1 tRNA gene and 2 rRNA genes are annotated in these 573 nt (G+C 54.3%); all 3 read right to left on the minus strand.

Going from position 1 to position 573, the window contains the following annotated elements:
- Positions 1-66: 66 nt before the first annotated feature.
- Positions 67-143, minus strand: a tRNA-Ile gene (locus tag PGLA_RS17510).
- A gap of 43 nt (positions 144-186) precedes the next feature.
- Positions 187-303: ribosomal RNA gene (gene rrf / locus PGLA_RS17515) — 5S ribosomal RNA — on the minus strand.
- 131 nt (positions 304-434) lie between these two features.
- Positions 435-573, minus strand: a 16S ribosomal RNA gene (locus tag PGLA_RS28600); the annotation flags it as partial.

A 573-nucleotide genomic window follows, 5' to 3' on the forward strand; every position in this document is an offset into this window, starting at 1 on the left:
CTCCTGCGTGCAAGGCAGGCGCTCTCCCAGCTGAGCTAAGGCCCCATAATGGGATATAAAATTAAATGGTGGGCCCTGGTGGACTCGAACCACCGACCTCACCCTTATCAGAGGTGCGCTCTAACCAACTGAGCTAAGGGCCCTTTTCAATAAAAAACACTCATGGGAAAAACCCATAAGGGTTGCGCTTGGCGACGTCCTACTCTCCCAGGACCCTGCGGTCCAAGTACCATCGGCGCTGGAGGGCTTAACGGTCGTGTTCGGGATGGGTACGTGTGGAACCCCTCCGCTATCGCCACCAAACGCGCTGCTGAAAGAAATTTGCTCTTTCAAAACTGAACACGAGTGAGGAAATATTCGCAGGCTCTATGGCCCACAAGTCTTATCTTGACTCTTATATGAATGTCTCCGTTGCAGGAAACGATTCTCCATAGAAAGGAGGTGATCCAGCCGCACCTTCCGATACGGCTACCTTGTTACGACTTCACCCCAATCATCTACCCCACCTTCGGCGGCTGGCTCCCTTGCGGGTTACCCCACCGACCTCGGGTGCTGCTACCGCCCTCGGTTTGT

Origin of the sequence: Paenibacillus glacialis, from assembly GCF_001637205.1 — a bacterium.
Lineage (GTDB): Bacteria > Bacillota > Bacilli > Paenibacillales > Paenibacillaceae > Paenibacillus_AQ > Paenibacillus_AQ glacialis.